At 66.4% G+C, this 22240-nt stretch carries 20 protein-coding genes; 10 read left to right on the top strand and 10 right to left on the bottom strand.

Going from position 1 to position 22240, the window contains the following annotated elements; translation table 11 throughout:
* Window positions 1–31: 31 nt before the first annotated feature.
* From ACNQR1_RS00690 to ACNQR1_RS00680, 3 genes are all read left to right on the top strand, one after another.
* Entirely contained in the window at window positions 32–3010 is a 2979-nt protein-coding gene (locus ACNQR1_RS00690) for an RND family transporter (protein WP_418043244.1), read from the top strand.
* 95 nt (window positions 3011–3105) lie between these two features.
* Window positions 3106–4245, top strand: coding sequence for an acyltransferase PE (gene pe / locus ACNQR1_RS00685; RefSeq protein ID WP_418043243.1), 1140 nt, complete (start codon window positions 3106–3108; stop codon window positions 4243–4245).
* 47 nt (window positions 4246–4292) lie between these two features.
* Window positions 4293–6047, top strand: a complete 1755-nt coding sequence (locus ACNQR1_RS00680; RefSeq protein WP_418043242.1) for an AMP-binding protein — start codon at window positions 4293–4295, stop codon at window positions 6045–6047.
* Between the two features lie 2 nt (window positions 6048–6049).
* On the opposite strand, the gene ACNQR1_RS00675 is transcribed toward ACNQR1_RS00680, so the two are convergent.
* A complete protein-coding gene (locus ACNQR1_RS00675; protein WP_418043241.1) occupies window positions 6050–6712 on the bottom strand; it encodes a GAP family protein in 663 nt (220 codons plus the stop codon).
* An 83-nt stretch (window positions 6713–6795) separates the two neighbouring features.
* On the opposite strand from ACNQR1_RS00675, the gene ACNQR1_RS00670 reads away from it, so the two are divergent.
* Together ACNQR1_RS00670 and ACNQR1_RS00665 are read left to right on the top strand one after the other, a co-directional pair.
* A complete protein-coding gene (locus ACNQR1_RS00670; protein WP_418050222.1) occupies window positions 6796–7764 on the top strand; it encodes an isopenicillin N synthase family dioxygenase in 969 nt (322 codons plus the stop codon).
* A gap of 46 nt (window positions 7765–7810) precedes the next feature.
* Window positions 7811–8296 carry a flavin reductase family protein gene (locus tag ACNQR1_RS00665; protein ID WP_418043240.1) on the top strand — a complete coding sequence of 162 codons (486 nt, stop codon included), beginning with the start codon at window positions 7811–7813 and terminating at the stop codon, window positions 8294–8296.
* Between the two features lie 18 nt (window positions 8297–8314).
* Here ACNQR1_RS00665 and ACNQR1_RS00660 read toward each other — a convergent pair whose 3' ends face one another.
* The 5 genes from ACNQR1_RS00660 to ACNQR1_RS00640 all read right to left on the bottom strand — a co-directional run bounded on the left by ACNQR1_RS00660 (window position 8315) and on the right by ACNQR1_RS00640 (window position 12506).
* Window positions 8315–8476: a hypothetical protein gene (locus ACNQR1_RS00660; RefSeq protein ID WP_090433699.1), complete on the bottom strand. Its 162-nt coding sequence runs from the start codon at window positions 8474–8476 to the stop codon at window positions 8315–8317.
* Window positions 8477–8600: 124 nt separating this feature from the next.
* Entirely contained in the window at window positions 8601–9350 is a 750-nt protein-coding gene (locus ACNQR1_RS00655; protein ID WP_418043239.1) for a succinate dehydrogenase/fumarate reductase iron-sulfur subunit, read from the bottom strand.
* Window positions 9351–9352: 2 nt separating this feature from the next.
* Complete coding sequence (locus tag ACNQR1_RS00650; protein WP_418043238.1) at window positions 9353–11272, bottom strand: fumarate reductase/succinate dehydrogenase flavoprotein subunit; 1920 nt, start codon at window positions 11270–11272, stop codon at window positions 9353–9355.
* A 63-nt stretch (window positions 11273–11335) separates the two neighbouring features.
* Entirely contained in the window at window positions 11336–12157 is an 822-nt protein-coding gene (locus ACNQR1_RS00645) for a hypothetical protein (protein ID WP_418043237.1), read from the bottom strand.
* 52 nt (window positions 12158–12209) lie between these two features.
* Window positions 12210–12506, bottom strand: a complete 297-nt coding sequence (locus ACNQR1_RS00640) for a hypothetical protein (protein WP_044514772.1) — start codon at window positions 12504–12506, stop codon at window positions 12210–12212.
* A 211-nt stretch (window positions 12507–12717) separates the two neighbouring features.
* On the opposite strand from ACNQR1_RS00640, the gene ACNQR1_RS00635 reads away from it, so the two are divergent.
* Both ACNQR1_RS00635 and ACNQR1_RS00630 read left to right on the top strand, forming a co-directional pair.
* Window positions 12718–13476: an isocitrate lyase/PEP mutase family protein gene (locus ACNQR1_RS00635; RefSeq protein ID WP_418043236.1), complete on the top strand. Its 759-nt coding sequence runs from the start codon at window positions 12718–12720 to the stop codon at window positions 13474–13476.
* 102 nt (window positions 13477–13578) lie between these two features.
* On the top strand, window positions 13579–14055 hold the full coding sequence (locus tag ACNQR1_RS00630) for a hypothetical protein (protein WP_418043235.1): 477 nt from the start codon (window positions 13579–13581) through the stop codon (window positions 14053–14055).
* Window positions 14056–14105: 50 nt separating this feature from the next.
* On the opposite strand, the gene ACNQR1_RS00625 is transcribed toward ACNQR1_RS00630, so the two are convergent.
* Complete coding sequence (locus tag ACNQR1_RS00625) at window positions 14106–15014, bottom strand: DMT family transporter (protein ID WP_418043234.1); 909 nt, start codon at window positions 15012–15014, stop codon at window positions 14106–14108.
* Here ACNQR1_RS00625 and ACNQR1_RS00620 point away from each other — a divergent pair.
* The 3 genes from ACNQR1_RS00620 to nirD all read left to right on the top strand — a co-directional run bounded on the left by ACNQR1_RS00620 (window position 15013) and on the right by nirD (window position 19481).
* The gene (locus ACNQR1_RS00620; protein ID WP_418043233.1) at window positions 15013–16425 is read left to right on the top strand and encodes a PLP-dependent aminotransferase family protein; all 1413 of its coding nucleotides are present in this window, start codon (window positions 15013–15015) and stop codon (window positions 16423–16425) included. The genes ACNQR1_RS00625 and ACNQR1_RS00620 overlap by 2 nt on opposite strands.
* 114 nt (window positions 16426–16539) lie before the next feature.
* Complete coding sequence (nirB, locus tag ACNQR1_RS00615; RefSeq protein ID WP_418043232.1) at window positions 16540–19113, top strand: nitrite reductase large subunit NirB; 2574 nt, start codon at window positions 16540–16542, stop codon at window positions 19111–19113.
* Window positions 19110–19481 (top strand): nitrite reductase small subunit NirD, encoded by a 372-nt coding sequence (nirD, locus tag ACNQR1_RS00610; RefSeq protein WP_418043231.1) that lies wholly within the window; start codon window positions 19110–19112, stop codon window positions 19479–19481. The genes nirB and nirD overlap by 4 nt, the downstream gene beginning before the upstream one ends.
* Here nirD and ACNQR1_RS00605 read toward each other — a convergent pair.
* From ACNQR1_RS00605 to ACNQR1_RS00595, 3 genes are all read right to left on the bottom strand, one after another.
* On the bottom strand, window positions 19466–19717 hold the full coding sequence (locus ACNQR1_RS00605; protein ID WP_418043230.1) for a Fur family transcriptional regulator: 252 nt from the start codon (window positions 19715–19717) through the stop codon (window positions 19466–19468). The two genes, nirD and ACNQR1_RS00605, sit on opposite strands and share 16 nt — an antisense overlap.
* Before the next feature lie 671 nt (window positions 19718–20388).
* On the bottom strand, window positions 20389–21084 hold the full coding sequence (locus ACNQR1_RS00600) for a sirohydrochlorin chelatase (protein ID WP_418043229.1): 696 nt from the start codon (window positions 21082–21084) through the stop codon (window positions 20389–20391).
* Window positions 21081–22232, bottom strand: coding sequence for a uroporphyrinogen-III synthase (locus tag ACNQR1_RS00595; protein WP_418043228.1), 1152 nt, complete (start codon window positions 22230–22232; stop codon window positions 21081–21083). Before ACNQR1_RS00595 ends, ACNQR1_RS00600 begins: the two co-directional genes overlap by 4 nt.
* Window positions 22233–22240: the final 8 nt, after the last annotated feature.

Here is a 22240-nt window from a genome sequence, read left to right as displayed (position 1 = left end):
GCCATGGAAGCGGCGCGAGGGTGAGGGCGACATGCGACGGCTAGCCGATTTCGTAGTGCGGTGGCCCTGGGCGGTGATCGGGATCTGGGCGGCGCTGCTGGTCGCCCTGCCACTGGCATGTCCGTCTCTGAGCGACATGGCCCAGAAGCACCCGCTGGCCATCCTGCCCAGCGATGCACCGTCGAGTGTCACCGCCCAGAAGATGACCGAGGCCTTTCACGAGTCGGGCAACAACGACCTGCTGTTGGTGGCCCTGATCAACGAGGACGGGCTGGGTCCGTCCGACGAGGCGACCTACCGCAAGCTGGTGGACGCGCTGCGCGATGACCAGACAGATGTCGAGAGCGTCCAGGACTTCATCGGCACGCCACAGCTGCGTCAGTTCCTGACGAGCAAGGACAAGACCACCTGGGTGCTGCCGGTGGGCCTGGTCGGTGAGTTGGGCACGCCGCGCGCGATCGAGTCGTTCGACCGGGTTTCCGACATCGTCAGACTCAGCACGGCCGGCAGCCCACTCCAGGTGCATCTCACGGGACCCGCGGCCACCGCCGCCGACCTCACTGTCGCCGGGGAGAACGACCGGCTTCCCATCGAGCTCGCGATCGCGGTCCTGGTCCTGTTGGTGCTGCTGGTGGTGTACCGCAATCCGGTCACGATGCTGTTGCCACTGGTGACGATCGGGTCGTCCCTACTCATCGCCCAGGCGCTGGTGGCGGGATTCTCCGAGCTGACGGGCGCGGGTGTCTCGAACCAGTCCGTCGTGTTTCTCAGCGCGATCATGGCCGGTGCAGGCACGGATTACGCGGTATTCCTGATCAGCCGGTATCACGACTATCTGAGGTCGGGTAAGGACTTCGAACAGGCGGTCCGGGCGGCGATGGCGTCGATCGGGAAAGTGATCACCGCATCCGCCGCGACGGTGGGGCTCACCTTCTTATTGCTGAGCTTTACCAAGATGGGAGTGTTCAAGACGGTCGGTGTGGCCGCGGCGATCGGTATCGCCGTCGCCTACCTGGCCGGACTGACTCTGCTTCCGGCCATTCTCGCGCTGGTCGGCCCCCGCGGGTGGGTGAAACCGCGACGTGAACTGACCGCCCGGTTCTGGCGCCGTTCGGGCATCCGCATCGTGCGCCGTCCGGTGCCACACCTCGTCGCCAGCCTGCTCATATTGGCCTTGCTGGCCGGGTCTGCGATCTTTGCCAAATACAACTACGACGATCGCAAGGTCGTCGCGGCGTCGGCCCCGAGTTCGATCGGGTACGCCGCGGTCGAGCGTCATTTTCCGATCAGTCAGTCGATTCCCGAGTACATCTTCATCCAGTCGCCGCACGACCTGCGGACGCCGCGGGGCCTGGCAGATCTGGAGCAGATGGCTTCGCGCGTCGCCCAGCTCCCCGACGTCGGTCTGGTCAGCGGCATCAGCCGTCCCCTGGGCGAGGTGCCCGCGGAATTCCGGGCCACGTTCCAGGCGGGCATCGTCGGTACCCGGCTGGCCGACGGTTCCCAGCAGATCGATCAGCGCTCCGGCGATCTGAACCGGCTGGCGAACGGGGCCAACACCCTGGCCGGCAGCCTCGCTGACGTACGTGCTCAGATCAACCAGATCGCGCCCAGCCTCCAGAGTGTGGTCGACACGTTCTCCTCGGCGCGCAGCGAGTACGGCGGCGACAAGTTGGTCAAGGACGTCGCGACCGCGGCCAAGCTGGTGCAGAGCATCAACGCGCTCTCCAACGCCATGGGGTACAACCTGTCGGCGGTCAAGAACATCTTCGGCTGGATCGAGCCGGTGCTGGCGGCGCTCCAGAACAACGCGGTCTGCGACAACAACCCGTCCTGCGCCGAGACCCGCATCCAGTTCCAGCGGCTGGTCGACGAGAACAACTCCGGCAGCCTCAGCGAGATCAACGATCTCGCCCATCAGCTCAACGGCGCCGGCGACGACAAGCAGACCCTCAACTCCACGGTGACCAAGCTGAACGCCGCCCTGGCCAGCGTCAACAAGGCGGTCAACGCCATGGGGCTGAACAAGCCGGGTGGCCCGCAGTCGGGCTTGAAGGATCTGCAGTCGGGCGCCAACCGCCTGGCCGGCGGAAGCCGGGAAGTCGCCGGTGGCGTGGATGAACTGGTCAAACAGATCAAGGTCATCTCCGCCGGTCTGAACCAGGCCTCGTCGTTCCTGCTGACGATGCGCAACGAGGCCAGGGATCCCTCGCAGGCGGGATTCAACATTCCGCCCGAGGTGCTGGGCCTGCCCGAGTTCAAGAAGGCCTCCGCGGCGTACGTCTCTCCGGATGGCCGGTCGGTGCGGTATCTGGTCCAGACCAAGCTCAACCCGTTCAGCTCCGAGGCGATGGATCAGGTCAACCAGATCCAGGACGTCGCCCGCGGCGCGCAGCCGAACACCACGCTGGCCGACGCCTCGATATCGATGGGCGGATTCCCGGCCGGACTGCGGGATACGCGGGATTACTACCAGCAGGACATCCGGTTCATCATGACCGCGACCCTCATCGTGGTGCTGCTGATCCTGATGTTGCTGTTGCGCTCGATCCTGGCACCCTTGTACCTCGTCGGATCTGTGGTGGTCTCGTACTTCGCGGCGCTCGGTATCAGTGTCCTGGTGTTCCAGAACCTTCTCGGCCAGCAATTGCATTGGAGCGTGCCGCCACTGGCCTTCGTGGTGCTGATCGCGGTGGGTGCCGACTACAACATGCTCATGGTGTCGCGGCTGCGCGACGAATCGCCGCACAGCACGCGCTACGGCGTGATCCGTACGCTGAGTTCAACGGGCGGCGTGATCACCGCAGCGGGTCTTATCTTCGCGGCCTCGGTGGCGGGTCTGATGTTCTCATCCATCGGCATAGTGGTACAGGGCGGCTTCATGATCGGCGTGGGCATCCTGCTGGATACCTTCCTGGTGCGCACCATCACGGTGCCTGCCATCGCCGCGCTGATCGGTAAGGCGAACTGGTGGCCGTCGGGATCGATCGGCCGAAAGGTGCGCACGTGAGGAGCGATCTTGATGTTGCACACGCAACGGTGGGTGAGCACGCACGTGTGATGTGTGTGAGACTACGAAACGAAGCGGGGCGATAGGGAGTGGAGATGAAGAAACTCCTTGCAGGACTTGCATTGTTGATGGCCACCAGCGTCACAGGATCCTTCGGGGTCCTCGGGAATGCCTGGGCCGATGACACGCCGGCCCCGACGCCGCCGCCGGGCGGCCCCGCCGCCGGTACGCCGTCGAACCCAGGAACCGCGTATGCCTTGGGTGGCGCCCACGTCCTCGGGATCCCTTACGACGAGTACATCCGGATGACGGGTGAGAAGTGGTTCCCCGGGATGAAACGGACGAAGGTCGACTACCCGGCCGGTCAGGTTCAGGGGCACACCCTGGAACGTTTCTTCCCGGGTATCGGTGCTCTCGGGGAGAAGTTCTACCCCGGCATCGGTCTCGACGGTCCCAGCATCGGTGAGTCGGTCGACGAGGGAGAAGGAAACCTCGACACGGCAATCCGCAACGGTGGCAAGGGAACAGCGATGGGGCTGTCCGAGGGAGCGCTCGTGCTCAACGCCGTGAAGGCGCGACTGGCCAACGATCCGACTGCTCCGCCGCCCGACCAACTGAGCTTCGCGACATTCGGCGATCCGATTGCCAAGCATCCCTTCGGTGAGAGCTTCCTGACCCAGAACTTCCCCGTCGGCAGCGTCGTGCCGTTCATGGACTACCGGATCCCGGCTCCGGTGGAGAGTCAGTACCACACCGACCAGTACATCTCCGCCTACGACAGCATCGCCGACTGGCCCGACCGGCCCGACAACTGGATGAGCGTCATCAACGCGATCGCCGGCCTGGCCACCGGTCACACCGCGATCGCGTTCACCGATCCGAGCAACGTCCCGGCGCAGAACATCAGGACGACGGTCAACTCCAAGGGGGGCACCACGACCACGTACATGGTTCCCGAAGAGCACCTTCCGCTGGTGTTGCCCTTCAAGTACCTCGGATATGACAAGAACACGCTCAACGAACTGGACCGGGTACTGCTACCCATGGTCGATGCCGGTTACTCGCGCAACGACGACCCGGCGACCGCTCCGATCACGGTGGACCCGGTGCACGGTTTCGACCCTGCCGAAGTCACCGCACCTGCCAACGAGGCGACCTTCGGCGGCGGCACCGATCCGATGTCGGAGCTTGCCAACGCTGCGTTGTCCGTGCTGAACCCCAACGGCGCGGGCTGACCGCGCTTTCCGAGCTGATTGATTCGACGAGTTACGGACGTGACGTGATGCCCAATCCCCAGTCATCAATTCTCTCGATGCTGCACGGACGTGCCAGCATGCGCCCCGACGACGTGGCCTTCACCTTCACCGACTACACCGCTGACCCAGCGGGCGTCGACGAGACCCTGACCTGGTCGCAGCTGTCCCACCGGACGATGAACGTGGCACGCGAACTCCGCCTCCACGGGTCGGTCGGTGACCGGGCGGTGATCCTGGCGCCCCAGGGCCTCGAGTACATCCTCGCGTTCCTGGGCTCCATGCAGGCCGGGTTCGTGGCGGTGCCGCTGCCCATGCCTCATCGCGGCTCGAGCCACGACCGCGTGAGTGCGGTCTTCGTCGATACGAAGCCGTCGGTTGTCCTGACCACCACCGCGGTTGCCGAGGATGTCGGTGATTATGTGGATCAGTCGCGCTTGTCCACCGCGCCGAAGATCGTTGCGATCGACGCGTTGAACCTGGATGCCGAAGGCGGAGCTGACGGGTTCGACGGCGCTGCAACCGAATTCCCCGCCACTGCCTATTTGCAGTACAGCTCGGGTTCGACCCGGCTGCCAACCGGCGTCATGGTCTCGCACCGCAACGTCCAGGCGAATTTCGAGCAGCTGATGCGCAGTTTCTTCGCGGACGCGCAGGTCGGATCCATCAGCGATGCGACCATCGTGTCGTGGCTGCCCTTCTACCACGACATGGGTCTGGTGCTGGGTGTCTGCGCACCCATCCTGAGCGGCTATCACGCTGTGCTGACGAGCCCGCTGGCGTTCTTGGAGAAGCCGGCCAGATGGGTGCGTGCGCTCGCCCAGCATCCGCACGCCTTTTCCGCGGCGCCCAACTTCGCCTTCGACCTTGCTGCTCGCAAGACCAAGGACGCTGACCTGGACGGGCTGGATCTCGGTGGGGTGTTGGGCATCATCAACGGTGCCGAGCGTGTCGAGCCGGCCACCTTGGAACGATTCACAGATCGGTTCGCCCACTTCAATTTTCAGGACCATATGCTGCGGCCGTCCTATGGGCTGGCCGAAGCGACCGTGTTCGTGGCCAGCGGCACGTGGAGTGAGTCGGCCGAGGCGGCTCACTTCGATGTCGACGAACTGTCCGCGGGCAGAGTCCGGCGGTGTGCCACGGGAACCGGCACCGCCCTGGTCAGGTACAAGCCGCCGCAGTCACCCGTGGTGCGCATCGTCGACGTCGAGACCGGCCGGGAATGCGCGCCGGACGCGGTCGGCGAGATCTGGGTCCACGGGGACAATGTCGCGGCCGGCTATTGGAGCCGCTCACCGGAGGAGCAGCAGTGCTTCGGCGCCACCCTCGTAGACCCCAAGTCCGGCACGCCTGACGGACCGTGGCTGAAAACCGGTGATCTGGGCTTCGTCTCCGAGGGTGACCTGTTCATCGTGGGACGCATCAAGGACCTGCTGATCATCCGCGGGCGCAATCACTACCCCGAGGACATCGAGGCGACGGTCCAACAGATCACCGGCGGCCGGGTCGCGGCGATCGCGGTTCCGGTGAACAGCACCGAGAAGCTGGTGACCGTGATCGAGGTCAAGAAGCGGGGAGAGTCCACGGTGGAGGCGGTGCACTGGCTCAAGGAGATCAAGAGCGACGTCACCTCCGCGATCTCCAATGCGCACGGGCTGAATGTCGGGGATCTCGTCCTGGTGTCGCCGGGATCGATTCCCACGACGACGAGCGGCAAGGTCCGGCGTGCCGCCTGTGTCGAGCAATATCGGCAGGACGAGTTCACGCGCCTGGACGCCTGAGCTCAGAGGCCGACGAGCCCCACGACGACCAGCACCACCCCGACCGTGGCCACCACGGCGGCGATCTTGCGATGTCGTTGGGTCTGCAGCCAGTCGTGCAGTGCCGACAGGGCGGCGCGGGTGCGTTCGGGGGCGACCAGGTAGGAGATCAGCGGGATCTCCACGAGCCCGAATGCCACCACGTTGAACAGCAATAGGGCACCCACCTGGGTGGCCGCCGCGGCGCCGGAGGCGACGATCAGCGCCAGCGCGGCCAGGTAATCGACCGACGGCAGTGCGATACCGAGGCCCGCAACGCTTGCCGTCCACAGCGAGTGGCCGCCCAGCATTTGCCGGACACGTGTCATGAGCGGTCCGGGTTCCCGGTCTTCTTTGGGCCTGAACATGCTCGCGGGCCGTCCCGCGGCCAGGACCGCCGCAGCCAACAGCGCCAGGGCGCCGACCGCCAGTTGCATTCTGGGAAGGGTGAAATGGGCCGACCCCAAGGCGGGCCGCAAGATGAACAGCACGACGAGGCCGACGGCGGTCCCCATCGCGAACCCGCCGATGAGGAAGGCCAATAGTTGCAGCAGCGGCCGCGGCCGGTTGAGCATCAGGACCGTCATACCGATGCGGAACGGCTCCAGGCTGACGGCGGCGGCCATCACCAGAAGCGGAATCCACATGATGGGCGCCAACTTACCGCCCGGACCCCGGGTTGTGTTCAGCGCGATTGCGACCCTGGCCGATACCGCTGGTCGCGACGATGATGGAGCGCGTGACGTCTGTGCGGACGGCCCTGCCGGTCGTCGATCTGAACGACGCGCCCGAGCGACTGCGCCAGGTCGCTCACGACGTGGGCTTCTTCTATCTGACCGGCCACGGGGTCCCGAGCGAGTTGTCGGACCGGCTGCTGGCCGCCGCGCGCGGGCTGTTCGCGTTGCCGCAGGCAGTCAAAGATGCGGTGGCGATGACCAACAGCCCGCACTTCCGCGGTTACACGCGGCTGGGTGGTGAACTGACCGGTGGGCGGGTCGACTGGCGCGAACAGATCGACATCGGGCCCGAGCGCGATCCGGTGGCAGATCCCGATCAGGACTATCTGCGGCTGCAGGGTCCCAACCAGTGGCCTGCGGGCCTGCCGGAACTGCCGGAGGTCATCGCGCAGTGGGATGCCGAACTGGCCCGGGTCGGGCGCGTGCTGTTGCAGCGCTGGGCCGTCGGCCTCGGCGCCGACCCGGGAGTGTTCGACGCCGCGTTCGCCGAAACGCCGGCCACCCTGATCAAGATCGTGCGGTACCCCGCGCAGGCCGAGACCGACCAGGGCGTCGGTGCGCACCGTGACGCGGGGGTGCTGACCCTGCTGCTGGCGGAACCAGGCACCCGCGGTCTGCAGGTCCGTGGCGGCGACGGCGCGTTCATCGACGTCGATCCGCTGCCGGGAGCCTTCATCGTGAACATCGGCGAGATGCTCGAGATCGCGAGTGGCGGCTATCTGCGGGCCACCGAGCACCGGGTGCAGGTCAGTGCCGCCGAGCGGATCTCGGTGCCGTACTTCTTCAATCCCCGGCTCGATGCCAGCCTGCCGGTGCTGACGCTGCCCGGTGACCTGGCGGCCCGTGCCCGCGGCGTCAGCGTCGACCCGTCGAACGACCGCATCTACGCGGTCTACGGGCGCAATGCGTGGAAGAGCCGGGTGCGCGCGCACCCGGACGTGGCCGCCGCTCACGGGTACTGACGGGCGGAGCAGATGTGATGAAGCGCTGTGTGAAGATGGAGGTGTTATGAGTGCAACAGAACTGAGCCCGACGACGCTGCGTGAAGCGTTCGGCCACTTTCCGTCCGGTGTCATCGCGATTGCTGCCGAGGTAGAGGGCACCCTGGTGGGCCTGGCCGCCAGCACTTTCGTGCCGGTGTCGCTCGACCCGCCGCTGGTGTCGTTCTGCGTGCAGAACTCTTCGACCACCTGGCCCAAGCTCAAGGATCTGCCGTCGCTGGGGATCAGCGTACTCGGCGAATCTCATGACGAGGCAGCTCGCACACTCGCGGCCAAGACTGGGGACCGGTTCGCCGGGTTGGAGACCGAGTCACGCGAATCCGGCGCTGTGTTCATCCACGGCACCAGCGTGTGGCTGGAGAGCGCCATCGAGCAGTTGGTGGAGGCCGGCGATCACACCATCGTGGTGCTGCGCGTCAGCGACATCACGGTCAATGCCGATGTCGCGCCCATCGTGTTCCACCGCAGCACGTTCCGCAAGCTCGGCGCGTAACCCGACGGCGGCTGCGGGTCAGGGCCGCGCGGCGAGTTCCTCGCGATACTTGGCGATGCGCTGCTCGATCTCGCCGGCATCGCCGGGCCGACCCTCTTTGCGGGCCAGGTCGGCCCGGACCGACAGTTCCCGGATCGCGGTCCGGATCTCGTTGACGCTGTGAGTCTGTCCCATGCTCATGGAGCTGCCTTTCGACGCTGATTGGCTGCTTTCCTCGAGCCTACGCGCCTCGAGCAAGAGCGAGCGTGCACTCAGATCCCATTCTGAAATGATCGCGATCTGAGCGCACGCTCGGCGGGAGTTCCTACCGCCTGAACAGCTTGTTGCCCAACCACACAATCGGGTCATACTTCCGGTCGGCGACCCGTTCCTTCATCGGGATCAGCGCGTTGTCGGTGATCTTGATGTTCTCCGGGCACACCTCGGTGCAGCACTTGGTGATGTTGCAGTAGCCCAGCCCGAAATCGTCCTGGGCCATGTCCTTGCGGTCCAAGACATCGAGCGGGTGCATGTCCAGCTCGGCGATCCGCATGTGGAACCGCGGGCCGGCGAACGCCTCCTTGTTCTCCTCGTGGTCGCGCACCACGTGGCAGACGTTCTGGCACAGGAAGCACTCGATGCACTTGCGGAATTCCTGGCTGCGCTCGACGTCCTCCTGCTGCATCCGGTATTCGCCCGGCTGCAGCTCCTTGGGCGGCGTGAACGACGGGATCTGGCGGGCCTTTTCGTAGTTGAACGACACGTCGGTCACCAGATCGCGCATCACCGGGAACGTCCGCAGCGGCGTGATGGTCACCGTCTCGGACGGGTCGAAGGTCGACATCCGGGTCATGCACATCAGCCGCGGGCGGCCGTTGATCTCCGCCGAGCAGGATCCGCACTTGCCGGCCTTGCAGTTCCACCGCACCGCGAGGTCGCCGGCCTGGGTGGCCTGCAGCCGGTGGATGATGTCGAGCACCACCTCGCCGTCGTTCACCTCGACGGTGTAGTCCTCCAGACCGCCGCCGGTGTCATCGCCGCGCCAGACGCGCAGGTTCGCGTTGTAGGCACTCATGCTCAGCCCTTCCGATCGGGGTGTTCGGCCAGTTCTTGTGAGGTGTAATACTTTTCGAGTTCGGACAGCTCGAACGTGGCCAGCAGGTCCTCCCTCATCGGCAGCTGCGACTCGGGTGTCACCGTCACGTCCGGCACCACCTGATCGTCGCCGCTTGCACGGCAGACCAGCAGGGTGTTGCGCCAGTTGGGGTCCATGTCCGGGTAGTCGTCGCGGGTGTGCCCGCCACGGCTCTCGGTCCGGGCCAGCGCGGCTTTTGCGACGCACTCGCTGACCAGCAGCATGTTGCGCATGTCGATGGCAAGGTGCCAGCCCGGGTTGAAGACGCGACCGCCCTCGACGCTGACGTTGTGCACGCGGGTGCGGAGCTCGGCGAGCTTGGCCAGAGCTTCTTCGATCTCCTCGGCCTTGCGGATGATGCCGACCAGGTCGTTCATGCACTGCTGGAGTTCGGCATGCAGCGTGTACGGATTCTCCGGATTCGCGTGAGATTCGAACGGAGACAACGCCAACTCGGTGGCCTGGACGATCGAGGCCTCCGAAACCTTGGGCCGCTCCGGCAGCGTCGTCACGTAGTCGGCCGCACCGAGACCGGCGCGTCGGCCGAACACCAGCAGGTCCGAAAGTGAGTTCCCGCCAAGGCGGTTGGAGCCGTGCATGCCGCCCGAGCACTCGCCGGCCGCGAACAGGCCGGGCGTGGTGGCACCGCCGGTGTCGGGATCCACTTCGATTCCGCCCATCACGTAGTGACAGGTCGGGCCGACTTCCATCTCGTCCTTGGTGATGTCGACCTCGGCCAGCTCCATGAACTGGTGGTACATCGAGGGCAGCCGGCGCTTGATCTCCTCGGTCGGCATGCGGGAGGCGATGTCGAGGTACACGCCGCCGTGCGGCGAGCCACGTCCCGCCTTCACCTCGGAGTTGATGGCCCGGGCCACCTCGTCACGGGGGAGCAGGTCAGGGGTGCGTCGTGCCGAGTCGTTGTCCTTGAGCCACTGGTCGGCTTCTTCCTCGGTCTCGGCGTACTGCCCCTTGAACACCGCGGGGATGTAGTCGAACATGAACCGCTTGCCCTCGGAGTTCTTCAGCACCCCGCCGTCACCGCGGACACCCTCGGTGACCAGGATGCCCTTGACCGACAGCGGCCAGACCATGCCGGTCGGGTGGAACTGGATGAACTCCATGTTGATCAGGCCCGATCCGGCGCGCAGGGCCAGGGCGTGGCCGTCGCCGGTGTACTCCCAGGAGTTCGACGACACCTTGAAGGACTTACCGATACCGCCGGTGGCCAGCACGATCGCGGGGGCTTCGAACAACACGAAGTTACCGGTCTCGCGGTAGTAGCCGAAGGCACCGGCAATTCTCTTTGCGCCGCCGGAATCTTCCAGGATCAGCTCGGTGATGGAGCACTCGTGGAAGACCTTGATCCGGGCCTCGTAATCGCCGAGTTCCTTCTTGTCCTCCTGCTGCAGCGAGACGATCTTCTGCTGCAGCGTGCGGATGATCTCCAGGCCGGTGCGGTCACCGACGTGAGCCAACCGCGGGTAGGTGTGCCCGCCGAAGTTGCGCTGGCTGATCCGGCCGTCCTTGGTCCGGTCGAACAGGGCGCCATAGGTTTCCAGCTCCCAGACCCGGTCAGGGGCTTCTTGCGCGTGCAGTTCGGCCATCCGCCAGTTGTTGAGGAATTTGCCGCCGCGCATGGTGTCACCGAAGTGCACCTGCCAGGAGTCCTTGGTGTTGACGTTGCGCATGGCTGCCGCGCAGCCGCCCTCGGCCATCACGGTGTGGGCCTTGCCGAACAACGACTTGGTCACCACGGCCACCCGCAGACCGCGTTCGCGGGCCTCGATCACCGCGCGTAGACCCGCTCCACCGGCACCGATCACGACGACGTCGTAAGTGTGCCGTTCCAACTCACCCATGAAAATCCCCACTCGCCCTTTCGCGTGTATGTACTTGTCGGCCAACGAATTCGGTTGGGCGACTCAGCCGATGAACCTGAGATCGGAGATGGTGCCGCTGGCCACCAACATGATGTAGAAGTCGGTGAGGACCAGGGTGCCCAGCGTGATCCAGGCGAAGAGCATGTGGCGGGTGTTGAGTTTGCTCACCTGTGTCCACATCCAGTAGCGCACAGGGTGTTTGGAGAAGTGCTTCAGCCGGCCGCCGGTGACGTGCCGGCACGAGTGGCAGGACACCGTGTAGATCCACAGCAGGATGACGTTGCCGACCAGAATGATGTTCCCGAGACCGAATCCGAAGCCGGAGGGCGAATGGAACGCCACGATCGCGTCGTAGGTGTTGAGCAGTGAGATGAGCACCGCGGCGTAGAAGAAGTACCGGTGCAGGTTCTGCATGATCAGCGGAAGACGGGTCTCCCCGGTGTATTTCGCATGCGGCTCGGCCACTGCGCAGGCGGTCGGTGACTGCCACACCGACCGGTAGTACGCCTTGCGGTAGTAGTAGCACGTCAGCCGGAAGGCCAACAGGAACGGCAGTGAGATGAACGCCATCGGGATGAACCAGGGCAGCTCGCCCACCCACTGTCCGAGGTGGCTCGATCCGGGCGCGCAGGCCGTGCTGATGCACGGTGAATAGAAGGGCGTCAGGTAGTGGTAGTCCTCTACCCAGTACGCGCTTCCCCAGAACGCCCGGACCGTCGCATAGATGACGAACGTCGCGAGCCCCAGATTGGTCAATAGTGGTGCCTGCCACCACCGGTCGGTCCGTAGGGTGCGCTGGGGGATCTCCGCTCGTGTGGGCGAGAAGACCCCGGTCGCGCGACGGTCAGCGGTGGGTGCGCTCACGGTTCCCTTTCTGAGGTTCAGTTGTTTCGTCGGGCGTCAAACGCCCGTGAGCTCAGCGGTATCCGCCGAGACCCTCGTCGGCGACGTCCTGCCAGAACTCGCTTCCGTATTGGGTGTCGGGGATGCCGATCTTCTCGCGGGCCTGTTTTTGGCGTGTCACGCCGTGACGCATCTCCAACTCTTCGGCGTCGATGTCCAACCGCTCGATATCGTTGAGGATCCGCTCGGCGTCGTTGACCACGCGGCGCATCGCCGGGGAATCCCCGTACTTCGACGCCAACGTGGTGACACAGCGACGCATATCGCCGATCAGGTTGTGCAGTTCAGAGAACTCGGTGGTGGTGGACAAGTGACCTCCTCGGGCTGAAGGTGTCAGGGCTCACAGTACGACAACCAATGCTAGCCACATCACGATCGAGACGTGATGCGCATCACGTCATGAGGGTCGCGCCAGGCCGCCCCTCCTGGGCCGTCGGAACCCTGGTCGTAGTGTTGGTTTCGCCGGCGTCGCGCCTGGCAGAAGGACATTTGAGCAGGACATCTGAGTACCTGGAGGTTCTATGAGTGAGACCACGTTGCAGGAGCGGGCGGCGGCGCTGCTGGCGCTGCACCAACCCGGCAACCCCGTTGTGTTGCCCACCGTGTGGGACTCCTGGTCGGCACGGCTCGCGGTCGGCGAAGGCTTTTCCGCACTCACCGTTGGAAGCCATCCGCTGGCGGATTCGATCGGTAAGGCCGACGGCGAGGTGATGTCGTTCGACGATCTGCTGACCCGCGTGCGGCAAATCACCGACGCGGTGGATGTGCCGGTTTCGGTGGACATCGAGTCCGGCTACGGGGAACGGCCCGAGCGGTTGATCGAGGGGCTGCTCGACGCCGGGGCGGTCGGTTTGAACATCGAGGACACCGTGCACAAGGAGGACAAGCGGCTGCGCAGCTCGGCCGAGCACGCCCAGTTGGTCGGGCAGCTGCGCGCCGCCGCAGACGCCGCGGGTGTGCACGTGGTGATCAACGCGCGCACCGACCTGTTCCTGCGCAAGGACGGCGACGCCGCTGATCGCGTGGACCGGGCGATCGCCCGGTTGTCCGAGGCCGCCGCAGCGGGTGCCGATTCGTTGTTCCCGGCCGGGTTGGCCGACCCGGAAGGGTTGGGGCGCTTCGTCTCTGAGGTGCCTCTGCCGGTCAGCGTGACCGTTCCGCCCGATTCTGCCGATCTGGCTGCGCTGACGGATCTCGGCGTGGGGCGCATCACCTTCGGGCCGTTCCTGCAGTGGGTGCTGAGCGAACGGGCCAAGGAAGTACTGAGGCGCTGGCGCTAGCTGTCGGCAATTTGCGCCAACTACCGCTTCTCGGCGTGCGATCTGTGCCAATAATTGCGCACTGATACGTCGAGCGGGCGGGATGCAGCGATGGTTTGGCGCATGAGAAGTGTGGCGACACTGGTGGCGGCCGGTGGGGTGGTGCTCAGCGGGATCGGCGCGGCTCCGGCCGGGGCGACGACGGTGGTGCCGTTGTCGAATTCCATCCGGGGCTGTGATTTCACCAAGGCGCTCTTTCTCGGCGGCATGGGCTCGGGTTCCGGGACCGGCCGGGCCAGCATCGGTTCCGACGGCTCGCACGTAGGTGCGGAGGTGTTGCTGCAGTCGGCCACGCCCGACACCGACTACCGGGTCAGGCTCATCCAGCTGCCACGGGCGTCGGTGGCGACGTGCAATGTCGGAGATCCCGGTGTGGCGGGCGCTGTGCTGCACACCGATGCCAGTGGGACGGCCAGTGTCACGGTCGCCGGGCCGCTGGGCCAGGACGCCACGCAGGCCTGGGTGGTCGTGGAGGGGCCGCCGGCGCCGGGACGCATTCGCGGTGATGTCTACAGCTCGGACTTCCCGGTAAACCTCTGACCCACCCGAAAGCCGGTGGGATCCAATGGATCCCACCGGCTTTCGGTGATTCAGCGCAGGCGGATGCGAACAGCCAGGGCTGCACAGCCGATGACCACCGCACCGCCGAGCACTGTCGACCAGGTCAATCGCTCGTGCAGTAACAGGGCGGCCCAGCAGATGGTCAGCACCGGCTGGATCAACTGGACCTGGCTCACCTGGGTCATCGGACCGATGGCCAGGCCGCGATACCAGGCGAAGAAGCCCACATACATACTCACCACGGCCAGATAGCCGAACGCGACCCACTGCACCGGCGTCGCATTCGGCGGCTGCTGCACGAAGGCCAGCACGGTCAAGGCCAGCATCACCGGTGCCGCGACCACCAGGGCCCAGGACACGGTCTGCCATGCACCCAGCTCCCTGGCGAGCAGCCCGCCTTCGGCATATCCCACCGCCGCCGCCAGTACCGCGCCGAACAGCAGCAGGTCGGGCCAGCTCAGATGGCCGAATCCGGCACCGTGCACCATCGCGAACACCACTGCGGCCAGCGCTCCGGCGGCCGCCATCACCCAGAACGCGGCGGGCGGACGCTCGTGGCCGCGGAGCACCGCGCACACCGCCGTGGCGGCCGGCAACAGCGCGACCACGATGGCTCCGTGGCTGGCGGGGACGACAGTGAGCGCATAGGAAGTCAGTAGCGGGAACCCCGCCACGACCCCGGCGGCCACCACGGCCAGCCGCGCCCACTGGCCGGCCGAGGGCAGGGTCTGCCGGGTGAGTGCCAGGGCGGCCGCGGCGATGGCTGCCGCCACGACGGCGCGTCCGGCCCCGATGAACAGCGGGGACAGTCCGCCGGTGGCCACCTTGGTGAACACGAGGGTGAACGAGAACGCCATCACGCCCAGTAGCCCCCACCACAGCCCCGGGTGGGATAGCGCCGACGGACTACTTCGAGTAGCGCTACTCTGTATCAACATGGATAACGATAGCACTGAGCGCATCGTGTCCGGCCTGCGTAAGTGGATCACCACGGCGCCGCCGGGCGCCCAGCTGCCGTCCAACCGGGCCCTGGTCGCGGAATACGCGGCCAGCCCGGTAACGGTCGCCAAGGCCATGCGCACGATGCGCAGCCTGGGTCTGGTGGAGAGCCGGCCGGGGGTCGGGACGTTCGTGCGAGCAGTGCGCAGCGCCCGGCTGCCCGACTACGGCTGGCAGACCGCTGCGCTGAGATCCCCGCACGCGCGCATCCCCGCGTTGTCCACGCCGCTGCGCAGCGTCGCGCCCGACGTGATCGCATTGCACTCCGGTTATCCCGTGCGCGAGCTGCTTCCCGAGCGGCTGGTCCGTACCGCATTTGCACGCGCTGCCCGCGGGGACGCCGCGCTGAGCGCGGCGCCCGCACCCGGCCGGCCCGACCTGCAGGCATGGTTCGCTCAGGAACTGGCCGAGGAGTTCGGCGCGGGGGTGACCCCGCCGACGGCCCGTGAGGTGATCGTGCTGCCCGGCAGTCAGAGCGGCCTGAGCTCGATCTTCCGTGCTCTGGTCGGATTCGGGCAGCCGATGCTGATCGAGTCGCCCAGCTACTGGGGAGCCATCCTGGCTGCGGCGCAGTGCGGCGTGCGGTTGGTGCCGGTGCCCAGTGGTCCGCGGGGCCCTGAGCCCGAGGAGCTTTCGCGGGCCTTCGCGGAGACCGGGGCCCGGGTGTTCTACGCCCAGCCCAACTACGCCAACCCGACTGGTGCCCAATGGGATCCGGAAATCGCAAGCCAGATTCTGGACGTGGTGCGCGACCACGGCGCCTTCCTGGTCGATGACGACTGGGCGCACGATTTCGGTATCGAGAGCACCTCCAGGCCGGTGGCGGCCTCCGACGACGCCGGACACGTCATATATCTGAGGTCCCTGACCAAGAGCGTTTCACCGTCGATCAGGGTGGCCGCCATGGTCGCCAGAGGTCCCGCGCGCGACCGGATCCTTGCCGACCGGGGTGCGGAGTCGATGTATGTCAGCGGGTTGTTGCAGGCCGCGGCGCTCGACGTGGTCACTCAGCCGGCCTGGCGCACCCACCTCCGGGACCTGCGGCAGCAGCTGCAGGTCCGGCGTGACCTGCTGATCAGCTCCCTGGCCGAGCATGCGCCAGGCGCACAGTTGGAGCATGTGCCGCGCGGCGGGCTTCATCTGTGGCTGCGACTGCCCGATGCGACCAACCTGCAACGGCTGGTCCGCGAGTGTGAGGCCGAGTCCGTACTGGTGGCGGCCGGCAACGAGTGGTTCCCCGCCGAACCGTCCGGACCCTACCTTCGACTCAATTACTCCGGGCCGGATCCGCAGCGGTTCGCCGAGGCCGCCCGGGTCATCGGCCAGGCGCTGGTGAGTCAGCTGGGTTAGCTGGACCTCACGGCAACGTAACCTCACATGTGCGTCGCGGACATGTGAGCACACCGTGACGGGCACTTCACACAGGGCGACATTTCGGCAACCTCGGGTTCCTAACCTCGCCATATGTCGTCAACACAGAACGTCGTGGTCGTCGGACACGGCATGGTGGGCCACCGCTTCGTCGAGGCGCTGCGGTCGCGTGACGCCGCAGGCACGTGGCGGATCACCGTGCTGTCCGAGGAAGCTGACGCCGCCTATGACCGGGTCGGCCTGACCGGTTACACCGAGCACTGGGACCGTGCCCGGCTGGCGCTGCCGGGCAATGACTATGCAGGTGACGAACGGGTCGACTTGCGCCTGGGATGTGCGGTCGCCGAGATCGACCGGGAGGCCCGCACGGTGCGCACCGCCACCGGCGAGAGCTTCGACTACGACGCGCTGGTGATGGCCACCGGGTCGTACGCCTTCGTGCCGCCGGTACCAGGGCGTGACCTGCCGGGTGTGCACGTCTACCGCACGCTGGATGACCTGGACGCCATCCGCGCCAGCGCGAAGAGCGCGGTGGATTCGAAGTCCCCGGTCGGCGTGGTGATCGGCGGCGGTCTGCTGGGCCTGGAGGCGGCCAACGCGTTGCGGCAGTTCGGCCTGAAGACCCATGTGCTGGAGATGTCGCCGCACTTGATGTCGGCTCAGCTCGACGAGGCCGGCGGCACCCTGCTGAACCGCATGATGCGGGGCCTGGGCATCGAGGTGCACACCGCGGTGGGCACCGACAGCATCCAGCCGGTGCAGCGCCACAAGCCGCTGCGCAAGTCCGACGTCGACGACTCGCTGCGGATTTCGCTCAACGACGGCACCACCATCGACGCCGGCCTGGTTGTCTTCGCCGCGGGTGTGCGACCGCGCGACGAGCTGGCCCGTACGGCCGGCCTGGACATGGCGCAGCGCGGCGGTGTGCTCACCGACCTGTCCTGTGCCACAAGCGATCCCAGCATCTATGCGATCGGTGAGGTGGCAGCCATCGAGGGCCGTTGCTACGGCCTGGTCGCGCCCGGTTACACCACGGCCGAGGTGGTCGCCGACCGGCTGCTCGGCGGTGAGGCCGAGTTCCCGGGTGCGGACATGTCGACCAAACTCAAGCTGCTCGGCGTCGACGTCGCCAGTTTCGGTGATGCCAAAGGGGTTACGCCGAACTGCCTCGAGGTCGTGGTCAACGACCCGGTCAAGCAGACGTACGCCAAGCTGGTTCTCTCCGATGACGCCAAGACACTGCTCGGCGGCATCCTGGTCGGTGACGCGTCGGCCTACGGTGTGCTGCGCCCGATGGTCGCCAGCGAACTCCCCGGAGATCCGCTGGCGTTGATCGCTCCGGTCGGGGACGGAGACGCACCTACGCTGGGCGTGGCCGCACTGCCCGACATCGCGCAGATCTGCTCGTGCAACAACGTCACCAAGGGTGATCTGAAGGAAGCCATCTGCGGCGGCTGCGACGACGTGCCCAGCCTGAAGAAGTGCACGCTGGCCGGTACCTCGTGCGGTTCCTGCGTCCCGCTGCTCAAGCAGCTGCTGGAAGCCGAGGGCGTAGAGCAGTCCAAGGCGTTGTGCGAGCACTTCAGCCAGTCGCGGGCGGAACTCTTCGAGATCATCAGCGCCACCGAGATCCGTACCTTCTCCGGCCTGATCGAGAAGTTCGGCACCGGAAAGGGTTGCGACATCTGCAAACCCACGGTCGCCTCGATCCTGGCATCCACCAGCTCCGATCACGTGCTCGACGGTGAGCAGGCCTCGCTCCAGGACTCCAACGACCACTTCCTGGCCAACATCCAGAAGAACGGCAGCTACTCGGTGGTGCCGCGGTCGCCGGGCGGTGAGATCACCCCTGAGCAGTTGATCCTGATCGGCGAGATCGCAAGGGATTTCGACCTCTACACCAAGATCACCGGTGGCCAGCGCATCGATATGTTCGGCGCCCGGGTGGAACAGTTGCCGCAGATCTGGGCGCGCCTGGTCGAGGGTGGCATGGAGTCCGGACATGCCTACGGCAAGTCGCTGCGCACCGTGAAGAGTTGTGTGGGCAGCACGTGGTGCCGTTACGGCCAACAGGATTCGGTGAACATGGCCGTCGAGATCGAGAAGCGATACCGCGGCCTGCGCTCACCGCACAAGATCAAGATGGCCGTCTCGGGATGCGCTCGTGAATGCGCCGAGGCGCAGAGCAAGGACGTCGGCGTCATCGCCACCGAACAGGGCTGGAACCTCTACGTGTGCGGTAACGGCGGCATGTCGCCACGGCACGCCCAGTTGCTGGCCGGTGATCTCGATGACGAGACGCTGATCCGCTACATCGACCGCTTCCTGATGTTCTACATCCGCACCGCCGACCGCCTGCAGCGCACCGCGCCGTGGCTGGAGGCGATGGACGGCGGACTCGACCATCTGCGCGATGTCGTGTGCAACGACTCCCTCGGTCTGGCAGCCGAATTCGAGGCGGCCATGGAGCGGCACGTCGCCGGCTACGCGTGTGAGTGGAAGGGCGTCCTGGACGACCCGGAGAAGCTGTCGCGCTTCGTGTCGTTCGTCAATGCGCCCGATGTGGACGACCCCACCATCACCTTCACCGAGCGTGCCGGCCGCAAGGTGCCGGGCGCGACCGATATCGGGATGCCGAAGATCCGTGGATTCCAGGAGGCGAAATGACACTGCTCGACGACCACAAAGACGTCAACGCCCCGACGCCTTCGGAATGGACGACGGCCTGCCGGTACGACTTCCTGATGCCGTGCCGCGGTGTCGCGGTCCTGTTGCCCGACGGTTCGCAGGCGGCCCTGTTCCGACTCGACGACGGTTCGCTGCACGCAGTGGGCAACATAGACCCGTTCTCCGGTGCCGCGGTGCTCTCGCGCGGGATCGTGGGTGATCGTGCCGGCCGGGCAACCGTGCAGTCGCCGATCAAGAAGCAGGCCTTCGCGCTCGACGACGGCAGTTGCCTCGACGACGACACAGTGTCGATCCCGGTCTACCGGACCCGTACCACCTCAGGCGGGGTCGTTCAGATCTCGGCCTGATCGGTCGCCCGGCTCCAGTGGGCGTCGCGCCCCTGGAGCTTGCGGCGCTGAACCGCGCCCCGGCGCTCGAGGACCGTCAGATTGCGGTAAACCGACTCGATCACGACGGGTGCGCGGAAGTGTGCGTGCATGTCGTCACGTAGCTGGGCAGTGGTCATCGGCCGGGACGTGCGTTCCAGAGCGTTGAGCAGGTGCTGACGCAGACGTTCGGCCGGGACCCGGTCACCGGGTCGCACTGCCGCGTGCGTCGTCTCGGCGGGCTGCGCCCGCCGGTGTTGTCACCTGCACCTTTGTCTCTACTCCTGCCGAATCGCTCGATGATCGCGCTAACGATAGCTGAGTTTTCGACCCGGATCTGACGCGTCGATCCGCCGGCAAACGCTCGGAGGCTCGTTACTCAGGCAACTACCTGGACAGAGGCGGTTTCGCGGAAAAATTTGCCAGATTTGCATGGTCTTGAATGTGCCCAAAGCTGTGGTACGCATCTCTCTGGCTAACTAGAATAGTTCGCTGGGTGTGTTTAGACTCCCTCTCAAGTAAGCGTCACACGAGGGGCTGACAAGGGATGTTCGCGCGTTCGGTAGTGAATCTGGTGGGGGCGGCAGCGATGCTGGGCGCACTCGGGGCAACGTTGATGCCCCTGGCCTTGAACGCTGTGGATCGCGCCGGTCAACCCATCCCGTGCGGTAACGGAGCGCGACCGGATTACAGCGTCGCCGCCCAACAGGACCAGCTCAACCTGGACCAGCACACGCTCGCCGGTCCGGGATTCATGGCCAGTGATTACGTCGAGCAATGTTCGGCGTTGGTCGGCACCCGGCGATCGGCGTTCTTCGCGGTCGCGGGGGCCGGTGGCGCACTCCTGCTGGCGGGAACGGCCGGGCCGCTCATCGCGCAGTCGGTCCGCTCACGCCGCGGCAGGCAGGCTCAGTACCCCGGCGCGGCGGAAGCGGTTCGCAATCAACCGAACCATGCCGGGGTGGGTGCCGAGCGGCTCGCTCACGAGGTCGGCGCCGGATTCACGCAGCCGGTCCTGGAAAAGCCCGTCGGCGAGCAGGTAGGACGCCACAGCTATGCGGCGATGGCCGCGGCTGCGCTGCGCGGCGACGGCTTCGGCAACAGTGGGCGCACCGGTCGCGGCGAAGGCCAGTTCTACGCGGTCGCCGGTCATCGCTGACAGCAGTGCAGCGGTGCGCCGGAGGTCGGACTGTGCGCTTCTGTCGGAGGTGCCTGCCGCTGCCAGGATCACCGAATCGCCTGGGCGCCATCCTGATTCGATGAGCCGATCGGCGAGGACCCGGACGGTCCCCTGGCAGGGGCCCAGCGGCTGGGTGACGGTGACGGCAGGGTGCTCGCTGGCGGTGACGTGTTCGGGCACGTCGACCCGGACGTGATACCCGGCAGCCAGGAACGCCGGCACCACCACCGCCGGACAGTCCGTCGGTAGGGATGCGAGAACTTCGCTCGGCGTCGGGCCGACCACGTCGACGAAAGAGACGTGCACGGGCCGGCCCAACATGTCGGACACCCGTGCGGCGAGATCGCCGATCATCGCGACACCGCCCGGCTTGCGGGTTCCGTGGGCGACCAGGACCAGGCTCATTGCGCCCGGACCATCTCGGTCTCGTCGACGGCCAGCCGGTAACCCCGCTTGACGACCGTCGACACGATGTTCTTGTCCCCCAGAGCAGTACGAAGCCTCAGCACGGCCGTCTCCACGGCGTGGGTGTCGGTGCCGGTGCCCGGCAGCGCGCTGAGCAGATCGAATCGCGACACCACCGCACCCGGGCGGTGGGCCAGTGCGCGGATCGTCGCCATCCCGGCCGGGGACAGTGACTTGACCGTGCCGTCGACCAGCACACAGGTGCCCCGGATCTCGAGAGTGTGTCCGGCGACCCGGACGGTCCGGGCCTGCAGCAGCGGCAACTCGTCGGTGATGTGACGGGCCAAGGCGCCCAACCGCATCCGTTCCGGCGCCGAGGTCGGAACCCCGAGCCGGACCAGGGGACGTGCGGTGACCGGGCCGACGCACATGGCGTGCACGTCGGAACGCAGCGCTGCGAGCACCCGGTCGGCGATATCCATCTCGGTGGCGCGCATCAGCACCGAGGCCACGGCCATGGCCGAGGTGAAACTGACTGCGTCGAAGCGCCGTTCGGCGATCCCGGTGACCATCTGATCGAAATCGCCGCCGCGTGGCGCGGGGTGCCAGCGGTAGACCCGGATCGGCACCACCTCGGCACCCGCGGACCGCAACTCGTCGAGAAACTCGGGGAACGGGTCCCACTCGTCGGTGGCTCCGTGCAGTTGCACGGCGATCCGTTGCCCCGCGACGCCCTGCTCGATGAGGTAGCGCAACACTTCCCGGGACGATTCCGACTCCGGCGACCACTCCTCCGGCAGGCCCGCGGCCCGCAACGCCCCCGTGGCTTTCGGGCCACGGGAGACGATGCGGGCACTGCTCAGGGCGTCGGTCAGCTCGGCGGCAAGGTCCCAGCCGTCGGCTGCGGCGAACCAGCCGCGGAACCCGATCCCGGTGGTCGCCACCACGATGTCCGGCGGCACGTCGATCAGCGACGCGGTGTGCGCGCGCAGCTCGTCGTCGTCGGGCAGCGGAACCATCGTGATGGCGGCCGCACTGGTCACCGTCGCGCCACGCCTGGTCAGCAGCGCGCTGAGCTCGTCGGCACGTCGGGCGGAGGTCACCGCCACACGAAAACCTGTGAGCGGTGCCCAGTCGGGCTCGTTCATGGATCCAG

The sequence above is a fragment of the Mycobacterium sp. 48b genome (genome assembly GCF_048282725.1).
Taxonomy (GTDB): domain Bacteria; phylum Actinomycetota; class Actinomycetes; order Mycobacteriales; family Mycobacteriaceae; genus Mycobacterium.
Note: the sequence above shows the minus strand (reverse complement) of the source record. Positions and strands in the feature narration are given on the sequence as shown.